Source organism: Dongia sp. (assembly GCF_041906375.1).
Taxonomy (GTDB): domain Bacteria; phylum Pseudomonadota; class Alphaproteobacteria; order Dongiales; family Dongiaceae; genus Dongia.
Genome location: NZ_JAYRJJ010000004.1, coordinates 208,413 through 229,732, shown reverse-complemented (window position 1 = coordinate 229,732; position 21,320 = coordinate 208,413). Strand labels below are relative to the sequence as shown.

Sequence of the window (21,320 nt, the reverse complement as noted above, 5' to 3'; positions counted from 1 at the left end):
CGGGCGGCTGGTCCGCTATGGCGGGTTGCTGACGTTGATACCTGCCTGAAGCGGCAGCGCGATCAGTTGACGGGGCGCAGGCCGGACAGGGCGGCGTCGACCGCGTTGCAGATCTGCTGCAGGCTGAAGGGCTTGGTGATGATGTCGGCAACCGGGCTCTGCTGGCCGCGGGCACCATCGGCGCGTTCGCGGGCTTCGGCAAAGCCGGTCATCATCAGGACGGTCATGCGCGGGTTGATGCGCGCGGCGGTTTCGGCGAGAGCGAGGCCGTCGAGGCCCGGCATGACGATATCTGTCAGCATCAAATCGTAGGTTTGCGCCTTCAGGGCTTTGACAGCCGCATCGCCGTCACCGACGGCGGTGACTTCGTGGCCGCGATGGGTGAGCGCTCGGGTAACGAAGGCGCGGACGGATTCGTCGTCTTCAGCCAACAGGATTGCGGACACAGTGTTTTCAGCCCTTCTGGTTCTCATGGAAACAGCGCGCGCAGTCATGACCGACATCTAATCTCACCAATTCTCTTCTGCCGTTGCCGCCCGCCGAAGGCCGGGAGGAGATCGGAACTTGCCGCGGCACACCAGCGCCGCCGCGCCACAACGATCTTTTCCACCTTCGGTTCCCTGGATCACCTGCGTCGACGCCTGGGCGTCGAACCGATGGTCCGGGGTATTACGCAACGACTTCGAGGTGAGCGTAGGCCAAAACCGTTAATTTTTGGTGAGACTGCTCACCTAGCGAGGCCTATTTGCGACTCTGAAAATGGCGGATTTATGGCATTTTTTCAGCGGGATACCGGAATTTCGGCATGTCGCGAAAGTGTGATGCGACAAAATAGTGAGCCGCCCCGTCAGGGCGAGGAGGCGTAAATCTATTCGACTCGGAATTCGATTCGCAGCGTCTTGGTGCCTTTGGGGAGCGTGTCCATGAAGGTGCGGAAGGTGATCGTTTCGCCCGGTTCGATCGTCTCCTGTTCGAGACTGAACACATGGGCGGGCTCCAGGCGCTTGCGGTCCGCATCCAGGGCGATGACGGCGAGATCCGGCAGGGCGACCGGGAATTCCGACTTGTTGAAAACGTCGGCCTGGACCGAATAGACCGATTTGCCGTCCTCGTTGCGGCGATTGAAGACGAGATTGGCCGTCTCAAGGTCTTCGGCCGGGCTGCTCGTGGAAATGCCCATCAGGCTGTAGACCATGTCGAGCGCCGGGACAGCGCGCGAAATCTCGGCCCGGAAGAGGAAGGCCGCCGCCAAGCCCAACACCATGCCGGCAATGAGCAGGTAGGACGGGCGGACCGTGAAGCGGCGCTTGGGCATCATCGGGCGCAGCTTGGGCGGCACGGTGATGGGCCCCGTCGGGCGCTGCGGCGAGCGTGGCCGCGGCGGTGCCGCCGGAATGTCGATTGTGGGCTCGGCCGGCGGGGCAGCGGGTTCCGGCGCTGCTTCCGGGGCCGGTTCCTGGGCTGGTACTTCGTCAGCCGCCGCCGCTAGGTCGGCCGGCGTCCCATCCGGGTTTTCCAGCTTGGGCGGTAATTGCTTCCATTTATGGGCGCATTTGGCGCAACGGACATTGCGTCCGGAATCGCCGAGCAAGGCGGCATCCAACGAGAACCGGGTGGCACAGGCTGGGCAGGAAACAATCACTGATTCGTCCGCTCGATCGACATCCCCCGACGTTTATAGGTCGCGGGCGGGCAGGGGACAAGCCCGAGGGGTGATCGGGGGGCGGGAATGATCCCGGCAAGAGACTGAAAAATCATCTTTCTTCCGCCGAGTCGCCCTCTGGCATCAGCTTTACGAAGGCAAAGCCGCTATGCCATGTTAACTTTCGGTCTTGCGCTGCGACCGCTTCTATAGACTGGCGGGGCGCTGGTCAGCTGGGATGTGAGCACGTGGTTTTATTCGATCAGGTCTCGGTGCAATACGGCGCCGGACCGCAGATTCTCAAGGATATCAGCTTCACCCTGGCGCCGGGCTCGTTCCATTTTCTGGTCGGGCGCTCGGGGGCCGGCAAATCCTCATTGCTGAAGCTGATGTATCTTGGCCTGCGGCCGACCTCGGGCCTGGTCAATCTGTTCGGGCGCGATGTGGCGACCCTGCAGCCCGTCGATTTCCCCTCGATTCGGCGTCGGGTCGGTGTCGTGTTCCAGGACTTCCGGCTGATCGAGCATCTGTCGGCGCTCGACAATGTGGCGCTGCCCCTGCGCGTTGCCGGTGTGCGCGAAGCCGACATCCGCCGTCATTGCAGCGAATTGCTGAGCTGGGTGGGATTGGCCGATCAATTGAACGCCCTGCCGGCCACCCTCTCGGGCGGCCAGCAGCAGCGCGTCGCCATCGCCCGGGCCGTCATCGCCCGGCCCAACCTGCTGTTGGCCGACGAGCCCACCGGCAATGTCGACGACGTCATCGGCCTGCGCCTCATGTATCTCTTCGAGGAGCTCAACAAGCTCGGCACCACGGTCGTCGTGGCCACGCATAATGACGCCCTGGTCAGCCGCTTCACGCACCGGCAATTGCGCCTCGAGCAAGGCAGCGTGCGGGTGTTCGATCCTGCCGCCATGGCGCAGGGCGCTTTCGGCCACAATGCCGCAAGCCAGGGGAACGCGTGATGCTGGGCTTGCGCACCGATCTGCCGCTCGACCGCGACGCGGCCGCCAAATTCCTGCCCTGGATCCTGGGTTTCATGGTCTATCTCGCGGCCCTTGCCGTCGGCAGCGCCATGGTGGTCGACCGGCTGTCGGCGCATTGGGAGAGTGGGCTGACCGGCAATCTCACCGTCGAGGTGCCGTTCACCGACGATGTCAGCGTCACCGAACGCTCCGAAGTGCTGGACAAGGTGATCGATCTCCTCAGCGCCACGCCGGGTGTTGCCGGGACGACGCTGCTCGACGACCGCGAAATCGCGCGCCTGCTGGAGCCCTGGCTGGGGCCGGAGGCAAGCGAGCTCGACATTCCGCTCCCCGCCATGATTGCGGTTACCCTGCGCGACGATGCAGCACTCGACCAGACGCAGTTGCAGCGGGATTTGTCGGCCATCCAGCCGGGCGCCCGGGTCGACACCCATGCCGATTGGATTGCCGATGCACTGGCCTTCCTGCGCGGCCTCAAACTGCTGGCGCTGTTGCTCACGGGCCTGGTGCTGGCGGCGACCGCGCTCACCATCATTTTCGTGACCCGGACCGGGCTTTCGATCCATCGCAGCGTGATCGAGATCGTCCATCTCATCGGCGCGCCCGACGCCTATATCGCCCAGCAATTCCAGGCGCAGTCGCTGCGCCAGGGCCTTCTCGGCGGTGCCATCGGCACGCTGCTGGCGGCGGGAACGCTGCTCGGCGCCGACCATCTGCTGCAGGTCGCCGGCCCCATTGCAGGAAATGCTGAAACGGCCGCCGATCTCGCCCTCGATCTTCGCCTCCTGCCTTGGCAATGGGGCGTCCTCGGGCTGCTCCCCGTTGCTACCGCCCTCATCGCCATGGTGACCGCCCGCTGGACCGTTCTGCGGTCGCTGGCGCGGTTCATTTGAACCTGCTAGATAGGTCGCGCCATGGGGGTCAACCGCATCAATTTCCGCGATCCGCACGCACAGCGCGAAGGGCTGGGCCGCAAGCTCGTCCACCTGCTGCTGCTGGCTGCGTTTCTGTGGCTGATCGGCTTCTTAGGGTTTGTCGGCTTCATCCCGCGCGCGGTGAAGGATGGCGAGGCCAGGACCGATGCCATCGTCGTCCTCACCGGCGGCGGTGACCGGCTGGCCGAAGGCTTCCGCCTGCTCGATGCCGGCCTTTCCCCCCGCATGCTGATCACCGGCGTGGCGCAGGGCGTCACCCTGCAACAGGTGGTTGATGGCATGACCAGCGACAAGAGCGTGGTGCCATCGCCGGCCAACCTCGCCTGCTGCGTCACCCTGGACTACGAGGCCGGGAATACCGTCGGCAACGCCGTCGAGACGGCGGCCTGGGTGCGTGACAACAAGGTCACCTCGGTCCGGCTGGTGACCGCCAATTACCACATGAAGCGCAGCCAGCTCGAATTCCACCGGGCCTTGCCGGGCATCACCATCATCCCGCATCCGGTCTTCCCCAAGGAAGTTCAGGACAGCTGGTGGTTCGTCAGCCCGCGCATCCTGATGTTGCTGGGCAGCGAGTATCACAAGTTCATCGGCGCCTGGGGCCGCGCCCTGCTGCAGGACGGCATGCTGTGGCTCGACGGCATGCATCAGCAGCCGGATTGGTGGCCGGATTGGCATCTGCCCGCTTGGGATTGGCCCGACATCGATTTGCCCGAGCTCAAATGGCCGGATTGGCTGCCCCGGCCCTGGTCCAGCGCGCCATGACCGCCCTCCGCGCCATCGTCTTCAACATTCTCTATCTGCTGTGGACGGCGGCGATGCACATCATCTGCCTGCCGCTGCTGCTGGCGCCGTCGCGCGCCATCCATGCCGCCGCGAAGTTCTGGATCGGCGGCGCGCTGTGGCTCTTGAAGGTCTGCGTGGGCCTCGATGCGCGCGAGATCGGCCGCGAGAACCTGCCGCATGAACCGGTCCTCTTTGCCGTGAAGCATCAATCGGCCTGGGAGACCTTGTTTCTTTCCTGGCGGCTCAACCATCCGGCCTTCGTGCTGAAGAAGGAGCTGCTGCTCATCCCGGTCTTCGGTTGGTTCCTGGCGCGGACCGGCATGATCGCCATCGACCGCAGCGGCAAGGCCAGCGCCCTCAAGAAGATGGTGGCCGACGCCAAGGCGATCTTCGCCGAAGGCCGCCCGGTCGTGATCTTCCCTGAAGGTACCCGCGTGACACCGGGCCACAGCAAACCCTACCAGCCCGGCATCGCCGCTCTCTATGCACAGCTCGGCGTGCCGGTGGTGCCCGTGGCGCTCAATTCCGGCCTCTTCTGGGGCAGGAAAGCGGTGCTCAAGAAGCCCGGCACCATCACCATCAAATATCTCCCCCCCATCGCCCCCGGCCTCGACCGCAAGGCCTTCATGCGTGAGTTGGAAAGCCGCATTGAGAGCGCATCAAATCGGTTGGCGGCAGGCGAGTAGAGGATTGCGTCGCATTGCCGCGCAGTACTTCGCCTCGCGTCGCGCTGCCGCTAGCAGCGAAGAGAGATTGGCATCGCCCGGCGTGCGACGGAGTGCCTGCTCCAAAAAGGGGACGGCCTCGGTAAATCGTTGCTTGGCATAGAGCATGCGGCCTGGGCCCGCATAGCCGACCGCCTTATCCGGCGACAGGTCTCGCAGCTTGGCGTATGCCGCGAGCGCTGCGTCGACTTCGCCCCAGTTCTCCAGGAATTGCGCCAGTTCACCGAGAGCCGCATCATTTTTCGGAGCTGCTTTCACGACGGCGGCCAGCGCATCTCGTTGCGTCTTCACACGATCAAAGAGCGCGTCATGGTCGCAGGCGGTACCGGTCAAAGCGCCGTCGCTATCGATCGAACCACAAAAGATAAACGAATCACCGGCTGTGATGACGGGATTGCTGTCGCAACTCCCACCTGAATCGGGAACTTGATTCGGATATCCGCCTACCCCCACATAGATGATGTCGGAAGCATCGCGTGTCGCGTTTTTCCATATCTTGCCGAATTGGACACGAATGGCAGCGTCGAAGCTACAGTACTGGACAAGACTATCTGCCATGCCTTCGCAGCGGGGATCTGCATCTTCGCCCGTGCAGTCGAGTGTCATCAATTGTCGACACTGTTTCCCGCGCTCACTGGGCGCGACGCGCGAAAGGACAGTTATCTCGGCAATGAGGTCATTGTACTTTAGTGCCGCGCGCGCACGGTCGGCGGCAGGTATCTCAGGTGTGGACTGTGCCGATGGCCCAATTGTACATGCGTGCGCTCCGTGTGCGGTCAGCAAGGGGACTGCGACCACTAACGAAAGCGCAAGGCCAATCACGCCTCTGTCCATCAGGAAGGTGTTGCGCGACCGGCAGAGAACCGATTTGTACCACTGCATAGTACTTATTATCTCGTCTACAACCTTAGAGAGTGTATCGGATGGCTTGATGATCCGCAAGACGCTGGCGGAGATAGGTCTATTCGCTGGCCCGCATCACCAGCCGTGACCAGGTCACGCCGGCACCTTGCTGCTGCCCGGACCTGTTTTCCAGGCGCACGACTTCCTGAAGGCCGTATTCGGCGGCGAGGCGCGATGTTTCTTCCGCCGAGACGTCGAACATGCGCCGTCCGGGCGGAACGGGACCGTGGCGGAGCGAGAAGGCCAGGGCACCGCCCGGCGCCACCAATCCCGCCACATGCGGCATGGCGATCCGGCGTTCCTCGGCATCGAGATGCATCCAGACGGCGGTCAGCATGACGATGGCAAAGCGCTGCTTGCGCGCAAGGACGCGTTCGAGATGCGGCAGGGAATCGTCCAGCCAGGTTATACGAGGGTCGGGGTGCAGGCGCTGGCCATGGGCACGCATTTCAGCAGTCGGCTCGACGGCCAGAACCTCGTGGCCCCGTGCTGCGAACCCAGCGGCGTCGCGACCTGTGCCGGCGCCGATGTCGAGCACCGAACCCGTTTCCGGCAGGTGTGCCAGGATCGGCCCATGGGTCCCTTCGAAACCATAGCTTTCATAGCGGACAGCAAGCTCGTCCGCTTCAGCGGCATAACCCGCAGTGCCGGGAATGGCCGGCATTGTCAGCGCTGGTCCAGCTTGAACTCGATGCGGCGGTTCTTGGTGTAGGCTTCGTCACTGTCGGCCGCATCGAGCGGGCGGAATTCGGCATAGCCGGCGATGACCATGCGGTCGGCGGGGAGGCCGCGGCTGATGAGATATTTGGCGACGGCGCCGGCGCGGGCGGTGGAGAGTTCCCAGTTCGAGGGGAATTGTGCCGTGGCGATCGGGCGGCGGTCGGTATGGCCGTCGATGCGCAGGACCCAGTCGAGATCCTTGGGGATATCCATCGAAAGGAGGATCAGCGTGGTGGCAAGGTCGTCGAGCTGCGACTTGCCAGCATCGCCCAGCACGGCCGAGCCGCTGTCGAACAGGACTTCGGACTGGAAGACGAAGCGGTCGCCGACGATACGGATATCCTGCCGGTCGCCCAGTACTTCCCGGAGGCGCCCGAAGAATTCGGAGCGATAGCGCGCCAGCTCCTCGACCTTCGACGCGAGGGCCGCATTGAGGCGGTTGCCGAGGTCGACGATCTGGACTTCCTGGTCCTTGGCTTTCTTTTCCGAGGCGTCGAGGGCCTGGGTGATGCGCGACAACTCCTCGCGCAGCGCCAGCATCTGCTTGTTGAGAAGCTCGACCTGGAATTTCGCCTCGTCGGTGATCTTCTGCTTCTCGGCGTCGGAGCCGAGGATTTTCTGCTGCATCTCGTCCTTGAGGCTTTCAAGGGCCGCGATGTCGGAGAGGAGGGCGGTGATGCGTTCCCGGTCGGCATCGATGGTCTGGTAGGCCTCGGTGAGCTTCTTGGCCTGGTCGGCGTTGAGGGTCGCCTGGCGATTGGCGGCGTCACGCTCGCCGATCACGACATTGAGCTGGTTCTTCAATTCGTCGCGCTCGGCGGTGGAACTCGCCAGTTCGCCGGACATCTGCGAGAGCTGGTTCTTGAGGTCCTCGGCCGTCTTCTTCTCCATCGCCAGCATGTTGGCGATCTCGGATATCTGCGCGTTGAGCTTGGCCAGGGCATCGTCGCGGCCCGACAAAGCGAGGCTGAGGAACATCTGCGCCACGACGAAGACCATCAGCACGAAGACGATGACCATGAGCAGCGTCGACAGCACGTCGACATAGCCCGGCCAGGCCTCCATCGGTCGCTGGCGGCGGCGTCCGGCGGCGGCCATGTCTTAGCGCTCGCTGCTGGCGGCGGCGGCGATGGTGCGGGCCAGCAGCTTGATCTCGGCGCGGATATCCTGGACCGATTGATTGCGCCCTTGCGCCAGCTCGTCGGCAAGGCGTGTCAGATGGGCGTCGAGGTTGCGGAGGTGGTTGCGGCTGTTGGCATCGATGCCGAAGCCGCCGGAAGCGGCGAGCTCGGCCAGGCGCGCCGTCACCTGCTGCTGGTTGCGGAGCTGATCGTTGAGCTGGGCCAGCTGGTCCGAGAGCTGCTTGAAACCCTGGGCCGCCCCGCCGCGGCCTTCCTCGCCGCGCTGCAGGACGCGCTGCAATTCGTTGATGCTCTCGGCATTCTGCTCAAGCAGGGCCTGGATATAGGCCGGGATCGGCTGGTCGCCGGCATCGGCAAAGGCGCCGCTACCGCCCGAGGTGAGGCGCGTCTGGCCGGACAGCCAGTCCTCAAGCTCGTTGAAGAAACGGTTCTGCGCCTGGCTCGCCTGCAATTCCAGGAAGCCGATGATGAGCGAACCGGCAAGGCCGAAGAGCGAGGAGGAGAAGGCGATACCCATGCCGCCCAGGGGCTTGGCGAGGCTCTGCTTCAGCGTGTCGAACATCACCGCCGGGTCCTGGCCGCCGGCAACCTGCAGATTGACGATGGCATCGGAGACGCCCTTTACGGTGCCGAGCAGGCCCCAGAAGGTGCCGAGCAATCCTAAGAAGATCAGCAGGCTGGTGACGTAGCGGCTGATCTCGCGGCTGTCATCGAGGCGCGCCTGGATGCCGTCGAGCAGGGAGCGGAGCGAACTGGCGTTGAGGTTGAGGCGCCCGGTCTTGTCCTTCAGCATCGCCGCCATGGGGGCGAGCAGGCGCGGCTGCGCGTAGCTCTGGGCGAAGCCGCCGGTACGGTAATCCTCGATCCAGGCGATGTCGCTGTAGAGGCGCACCACCTGCCAGATGGTGAAGAGGATGCCGAGCAGCAGGACGATCAGGATGCCGGTATTGAGCGCCGGATTATGGGAATAGGCGACCGAGATCGGCTCCCACAGGATGACGGTAACGGCAATCGCCGCGAGGAGGCCGATCAGCATCCACAGCAATTGCCAGATTGGACGGCTCATCTAGGCATCCTTCCTGGTGGAACAAGCACGGTGAAGCCGGTGCTTAGGGGCCTCGCGGCCCCCACGCCACCTCAACCGGCGGCAGGTACGATGTCGACGCGGTCGGCCGGGTTGCCTTCGGATTTGGTGCCGAGCGCACGCACATCGATGCGGTTCGAGCGCACGCCCTTGCCGATCAGGTACTTGCGCACTTCGAGGCCGCGGGCCAGCGCCTTGCGGCGGGCCTGGCTCTCGGCATCCGGCGTGCCGCTGCTATAGGCCAGGACCTGCACCTTGATGTTCTGGTCGCCGATCATCTTCTCGGCCAGGGCATCGAGGTCAGCGGTTGCGCCCTGGGGCAGATCATCGCTGCCCGGTTCAAAGACGATGCGCGTGCCGCCGGCCGGCAGGACGGCGCTGCCGCTGGTATCGGGCGCGGTCTCGGCCGGCGCCTCGGCGCTGGCGACCTGTTCGGCCGGCTGTTCAGCGGCGGGCGCCTCGGCGGCCGGAGTTTCGGTTGTCGCAGCCGGTGTCTCGCTGCCGGCTGGCGCAGCGGCGGGAGCTGCCGCGGTCGCGGCGGCTGGCGCGCTTGCGGCCGGTGAGGGCACGCTGGCCGGAACCGCTTCGGGCTCGGCGGGCGGGGTCGGTGCCGGAACGGGTTCGGCGGCCGCGACCGGGGTTTCGGCGGGTGCCGGGGTCGCCGGGGCGGCCGGCGCCGATTCCAAGACCGCTTCGGCGGCGGCGACCTGGGCGGCGGCAGCTTCCTCGGTCGCGGTCGGCGTCGAGGCCGGCATTTCGGCCGGAACAGCGGCGGCTTTCTTCTTCTTGCGCTTCTTCTTGGTCGGCGTCACGTCAGCGCTCTGCTGGGCGCCCGGAGCATTGAGATAGCTTTGCGGATATCCGTTCGAGGTCGGCGTGCTGGCCGGTAGGCCGGCGCGGTTGGCGGCAAAGCCCGGGGCGAAGGCCGGATTGGCGTAAGGCGCCACGAAGGGGGCCACTGTCGGCGCCGGGGCATAGCCATAGACCGGTTGGCCGTAAACGGCTGCCGGTGACCCGTAAGCGGGGGGTGCGTATGCGGGCTGGCTGTAAGGGGTAAAAACGGATTTGGGCGCTGCGCTCAGGCGGGCATTCGGGGCGTAGCCATAGGGCTGGAAACCGCTTGGAACACCGGGTGCCGCCGGTGCGGCATAGGGGGTCAGGGCCCCATAATTGACGCTGACCGGGGCGCTGCTCGCCTGCGGGAAATAGTAGGCCTGCTGCGCCTGGGCCGCTGGGGCCAGATAGAGGCAGCCGGCGGCGGCCATGCCGGCCAGAAGGAGCCGTTGGATACCCGAGGGAACGATGTTGCCGCGGGTCGACGCGTTTGCCTGCTTGCTCATTTCCGCCTTGCTCATTTCCGCCTGCCACTCTCAAGAAAGGGGTGCAATTTGGCCAGGACTATAGCCGATCCGATTTTGTCCCTACAACCGGCACTTTGCCGTGTGGGGCTAAGTATTTAGCGGATAAATGGACCGCCACCGCGCAAGGTGGCCGAGTCGGCCGGCAACCAATGCGATGCGACTCAGTGGCCGATCAGGTTCTGGATCGGGGCGTGGAGGGTGTTGTTGGTGGCCAGGATCTCGCCCGTCGCCAGCACCACCGGCTTGCCCTTGAAGTCGCTGACATAGCCGCCGGCTTCCTTCACCAGCAGCAATCCGGCCGCGATATCCCAGGGCGAGAGGAATTCCTCCCAGAAGCCCTCATAGCGGCCGCAGGCGACATAAGCGAGGTCGAGGGCGGCGGCGCCGAAGCGGCGGATGCCGGCGGTCTCGCGCATGGCCTTGTCCATCTGCTTCTGGAAGCGCTCGATATGACCGTGGCCGCGGAAAGGGATACCGGTCGCCAGCAGGCTCTCATTGAGGTTCTTGCGGCCCGACACCCGAATGCGGCGATCGTTGAGGAACGCGCCGGCGCCCTTTTCGGCGTAAAAGAGTTCGTCCTTGATGGGGTCGAAGACGACGCCTGCGGTGATCTCGCCCTTCACTTCGAGCGCGATCGAGATGCAGAAATGCGGGATGCCGTGGAGAAAGTTCGTGGTGCCGTCGAGTGGGTCGACGATCCAGCGCGAGTCCGTATCCGACCCGGCCTCTTCGCCGCTTTCTTCCATCAGGAAGCCGAAATTCGGCCGGCCCTTCTTCAGCTCTTCCTTGATCAGCTTTTCCGCCTTGTGATCGGCCGTGCTGACGAAATCCGCCGGGCCCTTCTGCGATACCTGCAGTTGCTCGACCTCGCCGAAATCGCGGCGCAAGGACCTTGCGGCCTTGTCGGCCGCCTTGCACATCACATTGATCAGGGCAGAACGCATCGCCATTTGGGCATCAATCCTTCGCGCGTTCCATGTATTCGGAATCCGCGGTGCGGACGACGATCTTGGTGCCGGAGCCGACATGCGGCGGGACCATGACGCGGACGCCGTTTTCAAGCACGGCCGGCTTGTAGGACGAGGAGGCCGTCTGGCCCTTCACCACGGCATCGGCCTCAACGATGAGGCAGACGACGGTTTCGGGGAGTGTCACCGAAATGGGCGAGCCTTCATAGCTTTCGACGGTCACCACCATGCCTTCGGTGAGATAGACCGCCGGCTCGCCGATCATGTCGGCATTGAGCGTCAGCTGCTCGAAGGTGTTGCTGTCCATGAAGGTGTAGTCTTCGCCGGCGGAGAAGAGGAACTGGTATTCGTGCTCGTCGAGGCGGACGCGCTCGACGATGTCGGCCGAGCGGAAGCGCTCGTTGAGCTTGGTGCCGTCGCGGATATCCTTCAGTTCGACCTGCAGGAACGCGCCGCCCTTGCCCGGCTTCACATGCTGCGTCTTGACCGCGCGCCAGAGGCGACCCTGGTGTTCGATGATGTTGCCCGGGCGAATGGCATTGCCGTTGATCTTCATGGCGTCAACCTGATCAATCTCTAAAGGTGTTGGCTGGAAAAGCGCGCGGTTTCTAGCAGGTGGGTGCCGGATAGTAAACCGCAGCGGCATCCGCAGGCGGGTGTCGGCAGCTATTGAGAGCATAATGTGGTGACTCTGTCCCTATTGAGCGCGGCCCGATTCGCACGGGCCAATCGGGAGCCCGCACAAATCCGCTCGAGACTGCCGCTAGTAGGCCGGGTGCTCACTCAATAGCTATATCTAGCTGGAAAAGAACAAATTTCCCGCAATCGTTCTCTTTTCGATCTAAAACCTTTACAAGCGGAACAAAGCCTGTACATTAGCCCTCATTCGGCGCCGAATTGTCACTGCTCCGGTGCTGTGATCTAAGGTGGGAGAGACGCTTATGTCGCAGAACGTCGTTAAGATTACGGACAGGGACACCAAGGACAACATGGATAAGAACAAGGCATTGGACGCGGCGCTGTCGCAGATCGAACGGGCCTTCGGCAAAGGTTCGATCATGCGGCTCGGCAGCAGCGAACAAGCGGTGGAAACCGAAGTCGTTTCAACAGGTTCGCTCGGCCTCGACATCGCGCTTGGCATCGGCGGCCTGCCGCGCGGGCGCATCGTCGAAATCTATGGGCCGGAAAGCTCGGGCAAGACCACGCTGGCCCTCCAGGTCTGCGCCGAGGCGCAGAAGGCCGGCGGGACCTGCGCCTATATCGACGCGGAACATGCGCTCGACCCCTCTTATGCGACCAAGCTCGGCGTCAATGTCGGCGATCTGCTGATCTCGCAGCCGGATGCTGGTGAACAGGCGCTCGAAATCGCCGACACGCTGGTCCGCTCCGGCGCCATCGACATTCTGGTGGTTGATTCGGTGGCAGCCCTGGTGCCGCGGGCCGAACTCGAAGGCGAAATGGGCGACAGCCATGTCGGCCTCCATGCCCGCCTGATGAGCCAGGCCCTGCGCAAGCTCACCGGTTCGATCAGCCGCTCGAAGACCATGGTCATCTTCATCAACCAGATCCGCATGAAGATCGGCGTCATGTTCGGTAATCCGGAAACGACGACCGGCGGCAATGCGTTGAAATTCTACGCCTCGGTCCGCCTCGATATCCGCCGCATCGGCGCCATCAAGGACAAGGAAACCGTGGTCGGCAACCAGACCAAGGTAAAGGTGGTCAAGAACAAGCTGGCCCCACCCTTCCGCGTCGTCGAATTCGACATCATGTATGGCGAAGGCATCTCCAAAATGGGCGAACTCATCGATCTCGGCGTCGCTGCCGGGGTGGTCGAGAAGTCCGGCGCCTGGTTCTCCTATGGCGGCCAGCGCATCGGCCAGGGACGCGAGAATGCCAAGACATTCCTCCGCGACAATGCCGCCATGGCCAAGGAAATCGAACAAAAGATCCGCGCCAATGCGGGCTTGGTTGCCGGCGCCATGATGGATGCCGGCGGCGACAAGGCTGCCGAGGACGAATAACGCTATCGCAGCCTGATCGCATCACGGCCGCCACCTTCTCTCTCCGGCAGGCGCGCCGGTCCCGGGTTCTACCCTGGGCCGGTGCGCTTCGTCGTTTGAGGGCTAGCGCGGGTAGAGATGCATGCCCGCCAACGGCATGATAATTTGCCCTTCATGCCAGATACCAAGCGCTCCCCGACATCCGCTCGCGCCAATATTCCCGCCGTGCTTCTCGCCGGCGGCAGGGCCTCGCGCATGGGCGGTGGGGACAAGTGCCTGCGGCTGCTGGCGGGGCGCCCCCTATTGGCCCATATCATCGAGCATCTGCGCCCGCAGGTGCAGGAGATGGTCCTCAACGCCAATGGCGATCCCGGCCGATTCGGCAAATTCGGCCTCCCCGTCGTTGTGGACGATATCCCCGGACAGCCGGGGCCGCTTGCCGGCATTCTCGCCGGGCTTGACTGGGCGGCGACCCACCGCCCAGGCACAGAATTCGTCCTCAGCGTATCGACCGATTGCCCGTTCCTGCCACCGGATCTGGTCGCACGCCTCGCCACCGCGCTCAGGGACGGTGCCGAAATCGCGATTGCGGCCAGCAACGGCCGGCAGCATCCGGTGATCGGCCTGTGGCGGGTGACCTTGCGCAAGGATCTGCGCCGCGCCATCGCCCTTGAGGGTCTGCGCCGGGTCGAGGCCTTCTGTGATCGCCATCGCAATGCTGTTGCAAACTTTCCCGGCGCCGTGAACCTGCCGGGCGGTGTCGTCGACCCATTTTTCAACGCCAATACGCCCGAAGATCTCGCCTTGGCCGAAAGCCTCATCAAGGCGCCGGTCCGCGGGTGATCCCAGACTTTCATATCCAGCCAGGAAATCCGCCGTGATCCGCTCCGTTCGCAAGCTTCCGTCCCGTCGACTTATCCTTGCCCTCTCCGGCGCCTGCATGGCCTGCATGCCCGCGCTTCCGGCGAGTGCGACCGATCTTGCCGCGGTTGAAAAGAAGGCCGTCTGCGGCGACCGGCCGACCTGCGAGATTGTGGCGGTGACCGAGGCCGGCAAGGGCGCCAAGGGCGAAAGGCTGCGCATTGCCGATCTGGTCCTCGGGCTCGCGGACCTTCCGAACTATTTCCCGGAGGAAGGTTGCCGCTCGACCGATGCGGCGTTGGAGAGCATGGACAAGGTCGATGGCGGCCGCGAGATCTGGCTGCTGGCCGACGGTGCTGCGCCGGTCAAATTGCTGCCGCTCTGCAACGACGGCTACGGCTCGGCGATGATGGGCTATGACGAGATCACGGTGGGTGACAACAGCCTCACCCACACACAATCCGGCGGATCTGCCTGGCGCTGGGATGTGTCAAAGACCTTCCAACTGTCGCCCTTGGCGCTGATCGCCGAAAGCGATTGTTCCTACAACAACATGGCGCCCAACACGGCGGAACTGACCTATATCGATCGTCGGACCCTGGAGGTTCGCGCCTATGCACCGGCCCCACGCGCCGATTGGACCGATGCCGAAATCGGCTGCCCGACCGTAACGCCGGATTATAGAAAACCGCTTGAACCGCAGCCGGCGCCGGACGTGGTCGCTGCCTATGCCGTGCCCGTTCCCTTCGATGTCGACCCGTCACCCTTGCCGGATGGCACCACGCTCGGCAGCTGCGGGCTCGCGCTCACCACCGACGGCGGCAGGGGCTTCGTCATTTTCGGCAAGCCGGCCGAGGGTGCCGAGGCGGCGGAGATGCGCGTCATCGCTGAGACATCGAAATCGCTCATCATCCAGCTCCGCGATCCGCTCGCGGCGGATGCCATCAAGGCAGCGGCCGGCGCTTCCTGGATCAAACAGCCGCATGTCGAAATCTGGACGGCGGCCGAAGGCGAACCCCTGGAGGGTGATGCGGCGCAAGGACCGGAACGTAAATACTTCCAGATCGGCATCGGCCTCGACGGCACAGTCAATGTCGGCGCAGGGAAGCCTTCGGCGCTGCCGAAGGTCGCAACTTGGCCGGGCAGGGACGAAAAGGGGCGCGACGTCACTGTTCTGCGCATCACCTGGGCAGAAGAATCGGCGATGCTCTACGGCCTCGGCATCGTCTATTCCCAGGCCAAGGACGGCAAGCAGCTCCGGCTGGTCGCCAATGCGCCGATCAAGAAGAACAAGCCGCTGTTCCTGCCCAGCCTCTGGCACAACAGCCAGGACGAATCCGGGGCCCCGGGCGGCGCCTGCGAATTTTCCGGCGATACGCATCAGCTTGATCTATGACGCCCGATTGACGTCGGCGGATGCACTCATGTTAACTGGCTGCCGTCACCATCGTGGGAAGCAGCATGGGCGCTCAGGGTCAAATTCAGCAGCGTTCACGCGCGAGTGGCGTTCCAATCGGCCCGCGCACGATCCTCGTCATACTCATCATCACGCTTGCGGCCGGTTCCAGCATCTGGCTGCTACGTGAGGCCGCATTGGTGCCCGCGTCGATCCCGCAGGAGGAGATCGATGCGGCGGCCCGGAACGTCACTGACTTCATTCAGCCGGGCATCAATGCGGCAATCGATCTGGGACGCCTCGTCGAGAAGGCCAAGGCCGCCGGCAGCGATCGCGAGATCATCCGCGGCCTCGCCGTTCCCACAATGCAGATGAGCGCCGAGAATCTTGGCGTTTCGGTTGTGTTCGAGCCAGATGGTTTTGACGGCAAGGACGCGGAATACGCCGGTATGGGAGCGGAGAATGACGAACATGGCCGCTTCGTCCCCTATTACTACGTTGTTGGCAATGGTGAGGTGCAGACCGACCATTTGACCATGACAATCGAAGCTGGGATCGAGGCCTGGTATCTGGTTCCGCTGCGCAGCAAGAAGCCGCGCTTGCTGCAGCCATATATCTATCCCTTAAACGGAAAGGACACATTGCTGTCGACGATCAGCGTTCCCTTGATCGCCGATGGCAAGGCCTTTGGCGTCGCGACGCTGGATGTCATGCTGGGAAAGTTGCAGTCAAACCTTCAGGCGTTGAAACCCGACAGCAGGGGAATTGTAGCGCTCCTCAGCGATGCCGGCACCTGGATCGCGCATCCAGACCCATCGCATCTCGGCAAGGAGATCGTCGAAACGGGCGTGGCGACTTCCGACGCCTTTGACGATCGCGAAGCCGGCATTGCCTATTCCGAGTACGTCAACGGCCATCCAAGAGTGTCGCTGACACATGTCGTCGAGGGAACGGGTGAGCGCTATGTGATGGTCCCGGTGACCTTCGCTGGCGTGGAAGAAGGTTGGACTTTGGTCGTCCGTCTGCCGCCGGCCGGCATGACGCGGGAAATGAAGGACGCGTTGATGGTGTCGCTGGGCATCGGGTTCGTGGCGGCGCTCTGCCTTGCGCTCCTCATGGTGACATATCGCAGCCGTCCTGCGGCAACGCGTCTGGGTACGCCCTCGGTGGCGTTGTCGGCAACCGCCCGCCGTAAGCAACCCACGATAGAGCGCCGCTGACGCCCTTGCTAAACCCGGGCATTCGATAAAAATTGACCCTGGCCGCCGCGCCAATTCGTCATATTAACGTTCATTTAAGCATCTCGTCCCATCGTAGGCACTGACTTTGTCTGGGGAGAGATCATGTCGGCTGCTACGAATACAAAATCAGGACGAATGGGCCTCCGCGCGCGCGTGATGCTTTCGGGCATTGCCGTGTTGCTGGTCGGTATCATCGGTGCCGGCGGTGTTGCCGGATGGATGGCCTATGACCAGGCCAAAAGCGACGCTTCGGCCAATCTGAAGGCCATCGCGACGGGTACAGGTCGCCAGGTAACGGGCTTTATCCAATCGGCCGTAGACGTCGCTGAAACAGTCGGCCGCACGATCGAAGGCGCCAAGGTCGGCAAGTTGCCGCGCACCTACATCAAGGATCTCGCCGTCGCGATCATCGCCGCACATCCTGAATTCGTCGGCACGACGGTAGCGTTCGAACCCAATGGTTATGACGATGATGCGCCCTTTGCCGGAAAAGCCCCGCAAACGGACGCGACGGGTGCCTTTGTGCCCTATTTCGTCAAATCCGATACCGGAGCACCGCCGGAGCAGGACGAAACGGGCCGGTTCGTTCCCTACTATTACAACAACGCCGAGAAGGGTGTTGCGATCGTCCCCCTCGTCATGACGCTCGAGGCCGGCATTCAGGGTTGGTATCTCGATCCTCTGCAAGCCGGTCATACGATGCTGACGGCGCCTTACATCTATCCCGTCGACGGCGTTGACGTCCTCATGTCCACGGTGAGCGTACCGCTGATGGAAGGTGGCAAGGGCTTCGGCATCGCCACCATCGATTTGCCGCTCACCAAGGTGGCCGAAACGCTGAACGGCATCAAGCCGATGGGTGATGGTCAGGTTATGTTGCTCAGCCACGACGGCGTCTGGGCGGCCAACTCGGATGCCAAGCGCATCGGCCAGCCGATCGGCAAGGAGAAGGACGCCGATTTCGCCGCCGAAGCCGATTTGAAGCCGATGTACGACTCCTTCCTTGCCAGCAAATCGGCCGAGCCGGTGATGCAGATGGATGCCAGTGGGCAGCATTTCGTCGTCTTCGCGCCGATCAGCTTCCGCGGCCCGGCCGAGGTCTGGACCTTGGTCGTTCAGGTGCCGGTGGCGACCGTGTTGAAGGAGGCTAATGAACTCATCTACACGATCCTCGGCATCGTCATCGCGGCCTTGATCCTCGGTGCCATCATGTTTGCCTGGGTCGGCAGCCGCATCGCCAAGCCGATCGTGGCCTTGGCGCATGTCACCAGCGACGTGGCGCATGGCAATTTCACTGTCGAAGTGAAGGGTGCCGAGCGCGGTGATGAAATCGGCGAGCTGGCGCGATCGGTCGAAGTGCTGAAGCAGGGCCAGCAGGACAAGCTGCGCCTGGAAGAAGAACAGAAGCTGGCGACCGAGCGCGCCGAGGTGGAGAAGCGGGCCGCCATGAAGGCACTGGCTGACGGCTTCGAACGTTCGGTGAAGGGTGTCGTCGATAGCGTCACGGCCTCCGCGCAGCAGTTGCAGACCCATGCGCAATCCATGTCGCAGGTGGCCGAAGGTGCCACGCAGCGCATCGGCGAAGCGTCTGGTGCCACCGACAATGCCTCCGGCAGCGTCGATGCCGTGGCGGCGGCGGCCGAGCAACTCTCGGCCTCGATCAGCGAGATCAGCCGCCAGGTCGCCAGTTCCTCCGACGTTGCGCGCGCGGCAGTGGGCGAGATCGGCAAGGCCAATGAGACGATGAAGAACCTCGTCGTCGTCTCCGAGCGGATCGGCGAGGTGGTGAAGCTCATCACCGCGATCGCCGAGCAGACCAACCTGTTGGCGCTCAACGCCACCATCGAAGCGGCCCGCGCCGGTGAAGCCGGCAAGGGCTTTGCCGTCGTCGCCAATGAGGTAAAGGCGCTGGCCAGCCAGACGACCAAGGCCACCGAAGGCATTTCCGTCGAAATCCAGGCAATCCAGGGATCGACCGACAATGTCGCCAAGGCGATGCAGGCAGTGACCAGCACGATTGAACGAATCGATGAGATTTCAAGTTCGATCGCGGCGGCGGTCGAAGAACAATCGGCGGCAACGCGCGAGATTTCGACCAATGCACAGCAGGCCTCCGGCGGCACCCAATCGGTGCGGCAGAACATCGACGGTGTCGAAACCGCCGTACGTTCCGCCCGCGATACCGCTGCCGGCGTCCTCAATGCCGCCGAAATGATGGCGGAACAGGCCAAGTCGCTCAACCGCGAGGTCGAGAGCTTCATCGCCGAAGTGCGCGCCAGCTAAAAATCCACTCGACCGGACGACCTCACCTATCCTAGCCTCCTGCACAAATGTGAAAGTGCAGGAGGCGGGGATGGGCGCGGAAAAGATTGCCGTAATCGGCAACGGCATCATCGGGCATGGCGTGGCACAGGTATTTGCCGCGGCCGGACATCCGGTGACGATGATCGGCCGCAATGAGGCGAGCCTTGCGGCGGCATTGGCCAAGATACGCGCAAGCCTTGCCGAATTCGTCGAGCAGGACCTGCTGAGCAGCACCGAGGCGGCTGGCGCCGTTGCCCGCATTCAACCTTCAATCGAGCTTTCCACCGCGCGCGATGCCGATCTGGTCATCGAGGCGGTGACTGAAGATCTGCCGTTGAAGCTCAAAATTTTCGGCGAACTCGACAAGCTCTGCCGGCCGGATGCGATCCTTGCCTCGTCGAGTGGGCAGCCCGCCAGTGCTCTCCTTGCCAATGTCCAGCACCGTGGCCGTGTCATTGCCACCCATTTCTGGTACCCGCCGCAGCTCATCCCCCTGGTCGAGATCTGCGGTGGGCCGCATTGCACGCCGGATGTGCTGGCGCGGACCGTGGCCCTCATCCGCGGCACCGGCAAGGAGCCGGTGGTGATCGAGAAGGAGGTGAAGGGGTTCATCGGCAATCGCCTGCAATTTGCGCTGCTGCGCGAGGCCTGGGCGCTCTGGGCCGACGGCATTGCTTCGGCGGAGGCCATAGATGCGGTGGTGAAGGCATCCTTCGGGCGACGCATCGGCATCACGGGTCCCATTGAATCCGCCGATATCGGCGGGCTTGCCACCATGGTGAGCTTTGGCAACTCGCTCATTCCCGATCTTTCGACGGCAGCGCAGGCGCCGGAGAAAGTGGCGACCCAACTGACCAAGGATGGCATGCCGGGGATCTATGATTGGTCCAAGCGCGATGTCGGCGAATTGCGCGCCAGGCGGATGACCGAACTATTCCGCTGGCTGAAGGCCGATCGTGCGGCCCGGGTGAAATCATGAGTGCTGCGATGAAGACCGATCCTTATTGGTGGGAAGCAGCGCCCAGGCCGGAGATCGCGGCGCCGGACCTCCCTGCCAAGGTAGACGTCGCCATTGTTGGCTCCGGCTATACCGGTCTTATCGCCGCGCTGAAGCTGGTTGAAGCCGGCCGTTCGGTCGCCGTCTTCGACAGCGGCGCCATTGGTTCCGGCGCCTCCAGCCGCAATTCGGGGTTTGTGGGCCGCACGCTGAAATACTCCTTTGGCGATCTGGTGAAGGCCAAGGGGCTCTCCCATGCGATCGCCACCTATCAGGAAATGCAGCAGGCCTTCCAGGCGGTTGCCGACACGGTTGCCGAATATGCGATCGACTGCGCCTTCCGAATCCATGGCCGGTTGGTGCTCGCTGAAACGTCGCAGCAATATGAAGATCTGCAGCGCGAGTACGAATTGCGGCATCAGCATCTGGGCTCGCCCTTCGAGACGCTGGACAAAGCCGCGCTGCCGCGCGAGATCGGCAGCCCGCGTTATCTGGGTGGCGTCGTGCTGCCGGATCTCGCCTCGATCCATCCCGGCCTCTATCACCAGGGTCTCGTGAAAGCGGCGACGGCACGGGGTGTGGCTCTGCACCCCTTCACGCGGGTGGCCAACATCTCACGCGAGAGCGGCGGCTTCCGAGTGCTTACCGAGCGCGGGCCCTTGCAGGCCGGTCATGTGATTCTTGCCACCAATGGCTATACCGACGGCCTGCTGCCTTGGCTGCAGCGGCGGCTTATTCCCTTCGATGCCTGGCAGATGGCGACGGAAGCCCTGCCGGCCGGCCTCATTGATCAGCTGCTGCCAAACGACCGCACCTATATCGACAGTTATATGAACATCGATGCGATCCGACGCTCACCCGACGGCAGTCGCATTCTCTATTGCGGCAAGACAGGGGAGCGCAGCGATCAGGTGACCATGGGGCGGCGCCTCATCGGTGAATTGCGAGCGGTCTTTCCCGACCTCCAGGATATCGGGGTGTCGCATAGCTGGACCGGGCGTTGTGCGGCGACCTTTGACCTGTTGCCCCATCTGGGCACGCATGAAGGCGTTCACTATGCGGTCGGTTATTGCTTTGCCGGTCTTCCCATGGGCTCACATTTCGGCCGCCTGCTGGCGCAGCGCATCCTGCAGCCGGGCTCAGTCAAATCGGTCTTTGCCGACCAGCCGTTCAAGACCGTGCCGCTCTATCAGGGCAATAACTGGTTCGTGCCCTGGATGATGCGCTATTACGACTTTAAGGAAGGCAAACGGCACGCGGCGTGAC

Annotated in this window: 20 protein-coding genes; 11 read left to right on the top strand and 9 right to left on the bottom strand. The window is 63.4% G+C overall.

The features are described from left to right. Positions 1-62: 62 nt before the first annotated feature. Together ACE3OA_RS14925 and ACE3OA_RS14920 are read right to left on the bottom strand one after the other, a co-directional pair. On the bottom strand, positions 63-431 hold the full coding sequence (locus ACE3OA_RS14925; RefSeq protein WP_374312058.1) for a response regulator: 369 nt from the start codon (positions 429-431) through the stop codon (positions 63-65). Positions 432-868: 437 nt separating this feature from the next. Beyond that, the gene (locus ACE3OA_RS14920; protein ID WP_374312056.1) at positions 869-1,642 is read right to left on the bottom strand and encodes a DUF3426 domain-containing protein; all 774 of its coding nucleotides are present in this window, start codon (positions 1,640-1,642) and stop codon (positions 869-871) included. Positions 1,643-1,890: 248 nt separating this feature from the next. Between ACE3OA_RS14920 and ftsE the strand changes: the two genes are divergently transcribed. The 4 genes from ftsE to ACE3OA_RS14900 are packed head-to-tail and all read left to right on the top strand — an operon-like array spanning position 1,891 to position 5,035. Then, on the top strand, positions 1,891-2,607 hold the full coding sequence (gene ftsE, locus ACE3OA_RS14915) for a cell division ATP-binding protein FtsE (protein WP_374312054.1): 717 nt from the start codon (positions 1,891-1,893) through the stop codon (positions 2,605-2,607). Further along, entirely contained in the window at positions 2,607-3,521 is a 915-nt protein-coding gene (locus ACE3OA_RS14910) for a cell division protein FtsX (RefSeq protein ID WP_374312052.1), read from the top strand. The genes ftsE and ACE3OA_RS14910 overlap by 1 nt, the downstream gene beginning before the upstream one ends. A gap of 21 nt (positions 3,522-3,542) precedes the next feature. Next, a complete protein-coding gene (locus ACE3OA_RS14905) occupies positions 3,543-4,328 on the top strand; it encodes a YdcF family protein (protein ID WP_374312050.1) in 786 nt (261 codons plus the stop codon). Further along, on the top strand, positions 4,286-5,035 hold the full coding sequence (locus ACE3OA_RS14900; RefSeq protein WP_374312048.1) for a lysophospholipid acyltransferase family protein: 750 nt from the start codon (positions 4,286-4,288) through the stop codon (positions 5,033-5,035). The genes ACE3OA_RS14905 and ACE3OA_RS14900 overlap by 43 nt, the downstream gene beginning before the upstream one ends. Here the strand turns inward: ACE3OA_RS14900 and ACE3OA_RS14895 are convergent. The 7 genes from ACE3OA_RS14895 to efp form a co-directional block, all read right to left on the bottom strand. Next, positions 5,009-5,683, bottom strand: a complete 675-nt coding sequence (locus tag ACE3OA_RS14895; RefSeq protein ID WP_374312046.1) for a tetratricopeptide repeat protein — start codon at positions 5,681-5,683, stop codon at positions 5,009-5,011. The genes ACE3OA_RS14900 and ACE3OA_RS14895 overlap by 27 nt on opposite strands. Before the next feature lie 352 nt (positions 5,684-6,035). After that, positions 6,036-6,641 (bottom strand): class I SAM-dependent methyltransferase, encoded by a 606-nt coding sequence (locus ACE3OA_RS14890; RefSeq protein WP_374312044.1) that lies wholly within the window; start codon positions 6,639-6,641, stop codon positions 6,036-6,038. A gap of 2 nt (positions 6,642-6,643) precedes the next feature. Continuing rightward, positions 6,644-7,795: a peptidoglycan -binding protein gene (locus ACE3OA_RS14885; protein ID WP_374312043.1), complete on the bottom strand. Its 1,152-nt coding sequence runs from the start codon at positions 7,793-7,795 to the stop codon at positions 6,644-6,646. 3 nt (positions 7,796-7,798) lie between these two features. Then, entirely contained in the window at positions 7,799-8,905 is a 1,107-nt protein-coding gene (locus tag ACE3OA_RS14880) for a flagellar motor protein MotA (RefSeq protein ID WP_374312041.1), read from the bottom strand. Positions 8,906-8,976: 71 nt separating this feature from the next. After that, the gene (locus tag ACE3OA_RS14875; protein ID WP_374312039.1) at positions 8,977-10,263 is read right to left on the bottom strand and encodes an OmpA family protein; all 1,287 of its coding nucleotides are present in this window, start codon (positions 10,261-10,263) and stop codon (positions 8,977-8,979) included. A gap of 182 nt (positions 10,264-10,445) precedes the next feature. Beyond that, entirely contained in the window at positions 10,446-11,234 is a 789-nt protein-coding gene (locus ACE3OA_RS14870; RefSeq protein WP_374312037.1) for an inositol monophosphatase family protein, read from the bottom strand. 7 nt (positions 11,235-11,241) lie between these two features. Next, positions 11,242-11,808 (bottom strand): elongation factor P, encoded by a 567-nt coding sequence (gene efp / locus ACE3OA_RS14865; RefSeq protein ID WP_374312035.1) that lies wholly within the window; start codon positions 11,806-11,808, stop codon positions 11,242-11,244. 385 nt (positions 11,809-12,193) lie between these two features. On the opposite strand from efp, the gene recA reads away from it, so the two are divergent. The 7 genes from recA to ACE3OA_RS14830 all read left to right on the top strand — a co-directional run bounded on the left by recA (position 12,194) and on the right by ACE3OA_RS14830 (position 21,319). After that, a complete protein-coding gene (recA, locus tag ACE3OA_RS14860; protein WP_374312033.1) occupies positions 12,194-13,276 on the top strand; it encodes a recombinase RecA in 1,083 nt (360 codons plus the stop codon). A gap of 153 nt (positions 13,277-13,429) precedes the next feature. Beyond that, positions 13,430-14,098 (top strand): molybdenum cofactor guanylyltransferase MobA, encoded by a 669-nt coding sequence (mobA, locus tag ACE3OA_RS14855; protein ID WP_374312031.1) that lies wholly within the window; start codon positions 13,430-13,432, stop codon positions 14,096-14,098. A gap of 34 nt (positions 14,099-14,132) precedes the next feature. Then, the gene (locus ACE3OA_RS14850) at positions 14,133-15,512 is read left to right on the top strand and encodes a hypothetical protein (protein ID WP_374312029.1); all 1,380 of its coding nucleotides are present in this window, start codon (positions 14,133-14,135) and stop codon (positions 15,510-15,512) included. A 65-nt stretch (positions 15,513-15,577) separates the two neighbouring features. Next, positions 15,578-16,732: a hypothetical protein gene (locus tag ACE3OA_RS14845; RefSeq protein ID WP_374312027.1), complete on the top strand. Its 1,155-nt coding sequence runs from the start codon at positions 15,578-15,580 to the stop codon at positions 16,730-16,732. A gap of 123 nt (positions 16,733-16,855) precedes the next feature. After that, positions 16,856-19,036 carry a methyl-accepting chemotaxis protein gene (locus tag ACE3OA_RS14840; RefSeq protein ID WP_374312025.1) on the top strand — a complete coding sequence of 727 codons (2,181 nt, stop codon included), beginning with the start codon at positions 16,856-16,858 and terminating at the stop codon, positions 19,034-19,036. Between the two features lie 70 nt (positions 19,037-19,106). After that, on the top strand, positions 19,107-20,036 hold the full coding sequence (locus ACE3OA_RS14835; RefSeq protein ID WP_374312023.1) for a 3-hydroxyacyl-CoA dehydrogenase family protein: 930 nt from the start codon (positions 19,107-19,109) through the stop codon (positions 20,034-20,036). After that, a complete protein-coding gene (locus ACE3OA_RS14830) occupies positions 20,033-21,319 on the top strand; it encodes an NAD(P)/FAD-dependent oxidoreductase (RefSeq protein WP_374312021.1) in 1,287 nt (428 codons plus the stop codon). The genes ACE3OA_RS14835 and ACE3OA_RS14830 overlap by 4 nt, the downstream gene beginning before the upstream one ends. Position 21,320: the final 1 nt, after the last annotated feature.